The following is an 8,642-nucleotide window of genomic DNA, read 5'->3' on the forward strand; positions in this document are numbered from 1 at the left end:
CTGGTCTGACGGCGCTTACTGCTGAATTCACTGTCGGCGAAGGTAAGTTGATGACTCATGATGAACCCTGTTCCATGGCTCCAGATGACAAACATGATCTCATATCAGGGACTTGTTCGCACCTTCCCTTGAGCTTCTGAAGCGAATCAACCGCGACAAATTCGACATTACCTGTTGTTTTTACAGTGATTATAGTCGTGCTGAAGGTCAAACGATAGGCCAGGTGCTCAACAGCATTGGGATCCCATTACTCGTTATCCCTCAACGTAAGCAACCGGCATGGGCAAAACTCCTGAAAGAAGCGGGACGTGGTCTGCTGTTTTTCTCGCGTTCGGCGCGCAAAGCATTTACGCGGCATATTGATACCCTGTGGCGTATCCGGCCCAACGTCAGCAAGATCGAGACCATTTTCAGGGAAGGTGGATTCGATACGCTGTATATGAACAACCAGCCAGGCTCTAATGAAGAAGGGTATCTGGCGGGCGCAAACCTGCGTGCACGGATAATCCAGCACTGCCGGATTGAACCAGTGCTGACCCCGCCGCTGGTGAAGCTGGTGAATGCCCATGCCACAAAAATCATTGCCGTCTCGCACGGCGTTGAACGCGTGCTACTTCAGCATGGCGTCCGGCCAGAGCTGTGTACCACGGTCAACAATGCCATCGACATCCATCAGCCTTTGCCGGACCGATGCGTGATGCGCCAGCGACTGAACATTGAAGACGATACGTTTGTATTCGGCAGCATTGGCTCGTTAATCCCTCGTAAGGCCAACCACCACACGCTGGAGGCGCTGGCACAGTTCAGCCAGAGACACCCGCAGGCAAAATGGAAAATGGTGCTGGTTGGTGAAGGGGCTGAACGCGGCGCGCTGGCTGCACAAGCTGATGCATCAGGTATTGCTGAGCACGTCATTTTTACCGGTTTCCAGAACACGCCTTTTGACTATCTCGCCACTTTTGACGCGTTCATTCTGGCCTCGCAGAGCGAAGGCTTGCCCCGCGTCGTGCTGGAAGCAATGCTGCTCAACATCCCCGTGATTGGTTCAAAAGTGACCGGCACGGCAGAATTGATCGACCATGAGTCGACCGGGCTGCTGTTCCCCTGGAGCGACGTGTCGCAACTTGCTCAACATCTGGATAATATCTGGCAGGATCCTGCTCTGCGCGCCCGGCTTGCCGCAGCCGCGCACCAGAATGTCTGCAACATGTATGCCATTGAAAGCTATGTTAACGGTGTCGAGGCCGTTCTTGGCGCGCAATAACCAAACGAGAAGAACATGTTTAAATTCCTGAATGCTCGCTACCGCCACATTACCGGGCGTCATAACATTCCTTACGCTTCCCTTCCGGTCACGCGCGATCTCGTTGCGGTTGATTCCATTGTGATCCCGTGTACGGGCGCGGATTTCGTCGAAGAGGCGTTATTGTCAGCGACCTTTGCAGAGCGTTATGCCTCTGACGTCAGCGAGATTGTTATCGTCAGCGATCAGCCTGAATCCGCTTTCGGCGAACTGCCGCCAAAAACTCGCGTTGTTACCCTCACGCTTCCAAAACGTGAAGAAGGTTACCGCTATAAGCAGATCTACCTCAGTCGTCTGGTGAAGCTTAACGCTCCGTTGCAGGCGCGCGGTGAAGGTGTGCTGATGATCGACTCCGATCTCAACCTGCTTAAAATGCCAGAGATCAACATGGCGGATATGCACATCTACTCCAGCTTCCGTCAGGGCAAAATGATTGCCAAGCTGGACGGCGCGCCAGCGGAGAAAGTGCCGGCGTATTACAAAGAAACAGTGCGCCCGTATCTGGTCGATCACGTTAACGGCGCGTTTCTTGCCGCCACCAAAAAGACCTGGCGCCGTATCTGCCCGCTGTGGCTGACGCTGTTCCAGGATACCTGGGAGCTGATGGACGATACGCAGCCGCCGACCGATCAGCTGCCGCTCGCTGCGCTGCTGGACATGCTGGATGTCAAAACGGTTAACCTGGGCGACTGGATGAACTGGCCGGTCTCCAAGAAGATCGGCGGACAGGAAGCCGTTGTGCCAAAAGAGGTGATTGGCGCGCACGGCGGTTTCCCGCTTTCCGAATGGCAGAAGTATCTGGAATCACCGGATAATAAGCTGCTGTTCAAAGGTCAGGATTACACCCGCAAGGTGCGTTACCTGACGGACGAAGAGAAAAAGAATCAGTAAAAAAGGGGCTCAGGCCCCTTTTTGATTACTTATCCCAGCTCAGGATCACTTTCCCTGACTGGCCGGAACGCATTGCGTCGAAGCCCTGCTGGAACTCATCGATGGAGAAACGGTGAGTGATAATCGGGGACAGATCCAGACCGGACTGGATCAGCGCAGCCATCTTGTACCAGGTTTCGAACATCTCGCGGCCATAAATGCCCTTAATGAACAGCCCCTTGAAGATGACTTTGTTCCAGTCGATGGACATATCTGACGGCGGAATACCCAGCATCGCGATACGGCCTCCGTGGTTCATGGTGTCGAGCATGGTGCGGAACGCCGGTGGCGCACCGGACATCTCCAGACCCACGTCAAAACCTTCGGTCATGCCCAGCTCTTCCATCACGTCTGTCAGGCTCTCTTTCGAGACATCCACAGCGCGGGTGACGCCCATTTTGCGCGCCAGCGACAGGCGGTATTCGTTCACGTCGGTGATCACCACGTTGCGCGCACCCACATGCTTCGCCACGGCTGCCGCCATAATGCCGATTGGGCCCGCGCCGGAGACCAGCACGTCTTCACCCACCAGGTCGAAGGAGAGCGCCGTGTGTACCGCGTTGCCGAACGGGTCGAAGATGGAGGCCAGGTCGTCAGAGATATTGTCCGGGATTTTGAACGCGTTAAACGCCGGGATCACCAGGTATTCCGCGAAGCAGCCCGGACGGTTCACGCCCACGCCGACGGTGTTGCGGCACAGGTGCGTACGCCCACCGCGACAGTTGCGGCAGTGACCGCAGGTAATGTGGCCTTCACCGGAGACGCGGTCGCCAATGTTGAAGCCTTTCACTTCCTGGCCAATGCCGACCACTTCGCCGACATATTCGTGGCCGACAACCATTGGCACGGGAATGGTTTTTTGCGACCACTGGTCCCAGTTGTAGATGTGAACGTCAGTACCGCAGATGGCGGTTTTACGAATTTTGATCAGCAGATCGTTATGACCGACTTCCGGCTCCGGCACGTCGGTCATCCAAATCCCTTCTTCCGCTTTCAGTTTGGATAACGCTTTCATCACACGTCCTCAGGCAATTACGCCCAGCTGTTTGCCGATGCGGGTAAAGGCTTCCACCGCACGTTCAATTTGTTCAGGCGAGTGCGCCGCAGACATCTGGGTGCGGATACGCGCCTGACCTTTTGGTACCACCGGGAAAAAGAACCCGGTGACGTAAATCCCTTCTTTCTGCAGCTCGCGGGCAAACTGCTGCGCCACAACTGCGTCGCCCAGCATCACCGGAATGATCGCGTGGTCAGCGCCGGCCAGGGTGAACCCTGCGGCGCTCATTTTTTCGCGGAACAGACGGGCGTTAGCCCACAGGCCGTCGCGCAGCTCAGCCCCGGATTCCACCATCTCCAGCACTTTAATAGAGGCGGCCACAATCGCCGGCGCCAGGGAGTTGGAGAACAGGTACGGGCGGGAGCGCTGACGCAGCCACTCAACCACCTCTTTGCGCGCAGCAGTGTAGCCGCCAGACGCGCCACCAAGCGCTTTGCCCAGCGTACCGGTGATGATATCTACGCGGCCCATTACGTCGCAGTATTCGTGGGAGCCGCGGCCATTTTCGCCGACAAAGCCAACCGCGTGAGAGTCATCCACCATCACCAGCGCGTCGTATTTATCCGCCAGATCGCACACGCCTTTCAGGTTGGCGATCACGCCGTCCATGGAGAACACGCCGTCGGTGGCGATCAGCACGTGGCGGGCACCGGCTTCACGGGCCTCTTTCAGGCGGGCTTCCAGCTCAACCATGTCGTTGTTGGCGTAGCGGAAACGCTTCGCTTTGCACAGGCGTACACCGTCGATGATGGAGGCGTGGTTCAGGGCGTCGGAGATAATCGCGTCTTCTGCACCGAGCAGGGTCTCAAACAGACCGCCGTTGGCGTCGAAGCAGGAGGAGTACAGAATCGCGTCTTCCATTCCGAGGAAGTTCGCCAGCTTTTGCTCAAGCTGCTTGTGGCTGTCCTGGGTACCGCAGATAAAGCGAACGGAGGCCATGCCGAAGCCGTGGGTATCCATGCCGTTTTTCGCCGCGGCAATCAGCTCAGGGTGATTCGCAAGACCTAAATAGTTGTTCGCGCAAAAGTTGATCACATGGCTGCCGTCGGCAACGGTGATGTCCGCCTGCTGGGCAGACGTGATAATACGCTCTTCTTTGAACAACCCTTCCGCACGTGCGGTGTCGAGGTCGCTGTTTAACTGTTTGTAAAAATCACCACGCATTGCAATTCTCCAGACTCGGCAAATTTTGGCACATATTACCCAAACCAATAGTTCATGACGAGATGACGCCGTATCTCTTCTCGTTTTTGCAGCATAAATCACGTGTACCCCTGCTGCATATCGGTGAATGGCTGAAGACCGGGCATTGTGATGATATGATAAAGAGATTAGCGTTCGGGATGTTCCCCGGACTCCACACTTCAAAGGTTACAGTTATGATCATCGTTACCGGCGGCGCGGGCTTTATCGGCAGCAATATTGTTAAGGCCCTCAATGACAAAGGCATCACCGACATCCTGGTGGTGGACAACCTGAAAGACGGCACCAAGTTCGTAAACCTGGTGGATCTGAACATCGCTGACTACATGGATAAAGAAGACTTTCTTATCCAGATTATGGCGGGTGAAGAGTTCGGCGAGATCGAAGCCATCTTCCACGAAGGGGCCTGTTCCTCCACCACCGAGTGGGACGGCAAGTACATGATGGACAACAACTATCAGTACTCCAAAGAGATCCTGCACTACTGCCTGGAGCGTGAAATTCCGTTCCTGTACGCCTCTTCCGCGGCAACCTACGGTGGGCGCACTTCAGACTTCATCGAATCCCGCGAGTATGAGCAGCCGCTGAACGTTTACGGTTACTCCAAATTCCTGTTTGATGAGTACGTGCGTCAGATCCTCCCAGAAGCAAACTCTCAGATTGTCGGCTTCCGCTACTTCAACGTCTACGGACCGCGCGAAGGCCACAAAGGCAGCATGGCGAGCGTGGCGTTCCACCTGAACACCCAGTTAAATAACGGCGAAAGTCCGAAACTGTTCGAAGGCAGCGACGGCTTTAAGCGTGACTTCGTCTACGTAGGCGACGTGGCGGCAGTGAACCTGTGGTTCCTGGAAAACGGCGTGTCCGGCATTTTCAACCTGGGCACAGGCCGCGCGGAATCCTTCCAGGCGGTGGCAGACGCGACGCTGGCTTACCATAAGAAAGGCAGCATCGAGTACATTCCGTTCCCGGATAAGCTGAAAGGCCGCTACCAGGCATTCACCCAGGCGGACCTGACTAACCTGCGCGCCGCAGGCTACGACAAGCCGTTCAAGACCGTTGCCGAAGGCGTAACGGAATATATGGCCTGGCTGAACCGTGACCGCGATATAAATTCACAAAATCATTTGAGCGGTATCAAGGCGGCAACGAAGTGAATCTCCGGGAGCTTACAAAAGTAAGTGACAGGAGTGAACGCAGGCAGCCAACGCAGAGACAGCTTGAAGGATGAAGTGAATGAAAATACTGGTGATCGGCCCGTCCTGGGTGGGCGACATGATGATGTCGCAAAGTCTCTATCGCACGCTCAAGGCGCGTTATCCCCAGGCGATAATCGACGTGATGGCACCCGCATGGTGCCGTCCGCTGTTATCGCGTATGCCGGAAGTGAACGAGGCAATCCCGATGCCGCTCGGCCACGGGGCGCTGGAAATCGGTGAACGCCGCAAACTCGGCCATAGCCTGCGCGAGAAACGCTATGATCGCGCATATGTCCTGCCAAACTCCTTCAAATCCGCTCTTGTGCCCTTCTTTGCGGGCATCCCGCACCGTACCGGGTGGCGCGGTGAAATGCGCTACGGCCTGCTGAACGATGCCCGTGTGCTGGATAAAGAGGCCTGGCCGCTGATGGTAGAACGCTACGTGGCGCTGGCCTACGACAAAGGCGTGATGCGCAGCGCGAAAGATCTGCCGCAGCCGCTACTGTGGCCGCAGCTCCAGGTAAGCGACGGGGAGAAATCCCACACCTGCAACGCGTTTGGCATTTCGTCCGAACGCCCGATGATTGGCTTCTGCCCCGGCGCGGAGTTTGGTCCGGCAAAACGCTGGCCGCACTATCACTACGCAGAGCTGGCGAAACAGCTGATCGACGAAGGCTATCAAATTGTGCTGTTTGGCTCAGCGAAAGATCACGAGGCGGGCAATGAAATTCTCGCCACGCTCAGCACCGAGCAACAGGCCTGGTGCCGAAACCTGGCCGGGGAAACGCAGCTCGAGCAGGCGGTTATTTTGATTGCCGCCTGTAAAGCCGTTGTCAGCAACGACTCTGGCCTGATGCACGTCGCCGCCGCGCTGGATCGTCCGCTGGTGGCGCTGTATGGCCCGAGCAGCCCGGACTTCACGCCGCCGCTGTCGCACAAAGCGCGCGTAATTCGCCTGATCACCGGCTACCACAAGGTACGTAAAGGTGATGCCGCAGAAGGCTACCATCAGAGCCTGATCGACATTACGCCGCAGCGCGTTCTCGAAGAGCTCAACGAACTTCTGTTGAGCGAAGAAGGATAACGAATGCGGGTATTGATCGTTAAAACCTCTTCGATGGGCGATGTGCTGCATACGCTGCCGTCACTGACGGACGCGATGCGGGCCATTCCCGGCATTCGTTTTGACTGGGTGGTGGAAGAAGGCTTCGCGCAGATCCCCACCTGGCACGAAGCGGTTGACCGCGTGATCCCGGTGGCCATTCGCCGCTGGCGCAAAGCATGGTTCTCCGCACCGATTAAAGCCGAACGTAAAGCCTTCCGCGAAGCGGTGCAGGCCCGGCGTTACGACGCGATCATTGACGCTCAGGGCCTGGTGAAAAGCGCCGCGCTGGTCACGCGTCTGGCGCACGGCGTAAAGCACGGCATGGACTGGCAAACCGCCCGCGAACCGCTGGCGAGCCTGTTCTATAATCGTCGCCACCATATTGCGAAGCAGCAGCACGCCGTGGAACGTACCCGCGAGCTGTTCGCGAAAAGCCTGGGCTATGCAAAACCTGAAGCCCAGGGTGACTACGCTATTGCACAGCATTTTTTGCGCGAGACGGAGGAGCATGCCGAACCGTATCTGGTGTTCCTGCATGCCACAACGCGCGACGATAAGCACTGGCCGGAAACGCACTGGAGAAGGCTGATTGAACTAATGCAACCTTGCGGTATCCATATTAAACTCCCGTGGGGCGCTGAACATGAGCGGCAGCGTGCGGAACGTCTGGCAGCAGGCTTTTCCCACGTTGAGGTGTTACCCAAACTCACGCTGGCGCAGGTTGCCGCACAGCTGGCGGGCGCTAACGCCGTCGTTTCTGTGGATACAGGGTTAAGCCATTTAACCGCCGCACTGGATCGTCCTAATATCACGATTTTCGGCCCGACCGATCCGGGGTTGATCGGGGGTTACGGTAAAAACCAGCATCAGATGGTCAGCCCTACGCAACAAACGAAGGATATTAGCGCAGATGCTATTTTTTCATTTTTACAGGGCAGCCATCGGCTTTCCAACAGGGATATTTAACCCATGAGTTATGTATTTCTGCTGATTTTACTCTTTCCGGTGAAACTCCTCCGGAAGCTGTTTCGAAAAGACACGGGCAAAAACCTTGTCATTCAGACAGCCAAAATCGGTGACTTTATTAATGCGACACCTCTACTGGCATATCTGCAAAAAAGCGATGTGTTGGTCAGTCGCAGCGTTGGTGCGCTGGCGAAGCATGATGAGACTATCGAGCAGATCTATTTTATTGAGCAGCATAAGCGCAACCTGTGGCGTAAACTGTGCTTCGCGTGCAGGATCATGAACCGCTACGACAACGTCTACCTGCTACAACCCAACAGCGTGAACCTCTTTTTTGCCGCCGTCTGCAATGCTAAAAACAAACAATTTTTAACCATTTACACGCGCAGGTGGTATCACGGGATTTTCTATCTTGCGGCTGACGGTACCGTTGAGCATGGCAAAAAAACGCTTTCGGTGACGAACTACCTGAAACTGGCCGACCGCGCACTCACATGGCAAGACTCTCCCAAGCACGCCACAAAGCCGCTCTTTAAACCGACGACCTGGCCGGCCACTCTTGATAAACCTGACGTTATCCGCATCGGCATCAGTATTGCGGCGGGCAATAAAGCCAAAACCGTTCCTCCGGTTATCTGGAAGCGGATTGTTGATCAACTCGCTGATTTACCCTGCGAGTTTTATGTCTTCGGCGCGCCAAATGAACAGTCGTGGATGGACGATATCACCCGCCTTTACGGTGAAATCCCTAAGGAAGGTGCGAACAAGTCCCTGATATGAGATCATGTTTGTCATCTGGAGCCATGGAACAGGGTTCATCATGAGTCATCAACTTACCTTCGCCGACAGTGAATTCAGCAGTAAGCGCCGTCAGACCAG

The 8,642-nt window shown here is 55.7% G+C and carries 6 protein-coding genes and 2 pseudogenes; 6 read left to right on the top strand and 2 right to left on the bottom strand.

Features of this window, described 5'->3' with window-relative positions; all coding sequences use genetic code 11:
- Positions 1–127: 127 nt before the first annotated feature.
- Both ACOTXC_RS22470 and ACOTXC_RS22475 read left to right on the top strand, forming a co-directional pair.
- Positions 128–1,264 (top strand): annotated as a pseudogene (locus ACOTXC_RS22470) (glycosyltransferase); the annotation flags it as partial.
- Positions 1,265–1,279: 15 nt separating this feature from the next.
- Entirely contained in the window at positions 1,280–2,194 is a 915-nt protein-coding gene (locus ACOTXC_RS22475) for a hypothetical protein (protein WP_023305215.1), read from the top strand.
- Between the two features lie 25 nt (positions 2,195–2,219).
- Here ACOTXC_RS22475 and tdh read toward each other — a convergent pair whose 3' ends face one another.
- Both tdh and kbl read right to left on the bottom strand, forming a co-directional pair.
- Positions 2,220–3,248 (bottom strand): L-threonine 3-dehydrogenase, encoded by a 1,029-nt coding sequence (tdh, locus tag ACOTXC_RS22480; protein WP_017383610.1) that lies wholly within the window; start codon positions 3,246–3,248, stop codon positions 2,220–2,222.
- A gap of 9 nt (positions 3,249–3,257) precedes the next feature.
- Entirely contained in the window at positions 3,258–4,454 is a 1,197-nt protein-coding gene (gene kbl / locus ACOTXC_RS22485) for a glycine C-acetyltransferase (RefSeq protein WP_421767961.1), read from the bottom strand.
- A gap of 215 nt (positions 4,455–4,669) precedes the next feature.
- Between kbl and rfaD the strand changes: the two genes are divergently transcribed.
- The 4 genes and pseudogenes from rfaD to ACOTXC_RS22505 all read left to right on the top strand — a co-directional run.
- Positions 4,670–5,650: an ADP-glyceromanno-heptose 6-epimerase gene (gene rfaD, locus ACOTXC_RS22490; protein WP_146877137.1), complete on the top strand. Its 981-nt coding sequence runs from the start codon at positions 4,670–4,672 to the stop codon at positions 5,648–5,650.
- Positions 5,651–5,729: 79 nt separating this feature from the next.
- Complete coding sequence (rfaF, locus tag ACOTXC_RS22495) at positions 5,730–6,776, top strand: ADP-heptose--LPS heptosyltransferase RfaF (protein WP_023305214.1); 1,047 nt, start codon at positions 5,730–5,732, stop codon at positions 6,774–6,776.
- A gap of 3 nt (positions 6,777–6,779) precedes the next feature.
- Positions 6,780–7,763 (top strand): lipopolysaccharide heptosyltransferase RfaC, encoded by a 984-nt coding sequence (gene rfaC, locus ACOTXC_RS22500; RefSeq protein WP_032626573.1) that lies wholly within the window; start codon positions 6,780–6,782, stop codon positions 7,761–7,763.
- A gap of 3 nt (positions 7,764–7,766) precedes the next feature.
- Positions 7,767–8,513, top strand: a pseudogene (locus ACOTXC_RS22505) (glycosyltransferase family 9 protein); the annotation flags it as partial.
- Positions 8,514–8,642: the final 129 nt, after the last annotated feature.

Origin of the sequence: Enterobacter cloacae complex sp. IR5428, assembly GCF_049238585.1 — a bacterium.
In the GTDB taxonomy this organism is placed as follows: domain Bacteria; phylum Pseudomonadota; class Gammaproteobacteria; order Enterobacterales; family Enterobacteriaceae; genus Enterobacter; species Enterobacter intestinihominis.

Coding starts and splice junctions, on each gene's coding strand:
- rfaC (WP_032626573.1), top strand. CDS start 6,780: ATGCGGGTATTGATCGTTAAAACCTCTTCGATGGGCGATGTGCTGCAT.
- rfaD (WP_146877137.1), top strand. CDS start 4,670: ATGATCATCGTTACCGGCGGCGCGGGCTTTATCGGCAGCAATATTGTT.
- rfaF (WP_023305214.1), top strand. CDS start 5,730: ATGAAAATACTGGTGATCGGCCCGTCCTGGGTGGGCGACATGATGATG.
- tdh (WP_017383610.1), bottom strand. CDS start 3,248: ATGAAAGCGTTATCCAAACTGAAAGCGGAAGAAGGGATTTGGATGACC.
- kbl (WP_421767961.1), bottom strand. CDS start 4,454: ATGCGTGGTGATTTTTACAAACAGTTAAACAGCGACCTCGACACCGCA.
- ACOTXC_RS22475 (WP_023305215.1), top strand. CDS start 1,280: ATGTTTAAATTCCTGAATGCTCGCTACCGCCACATTACCGGGCGTCAT.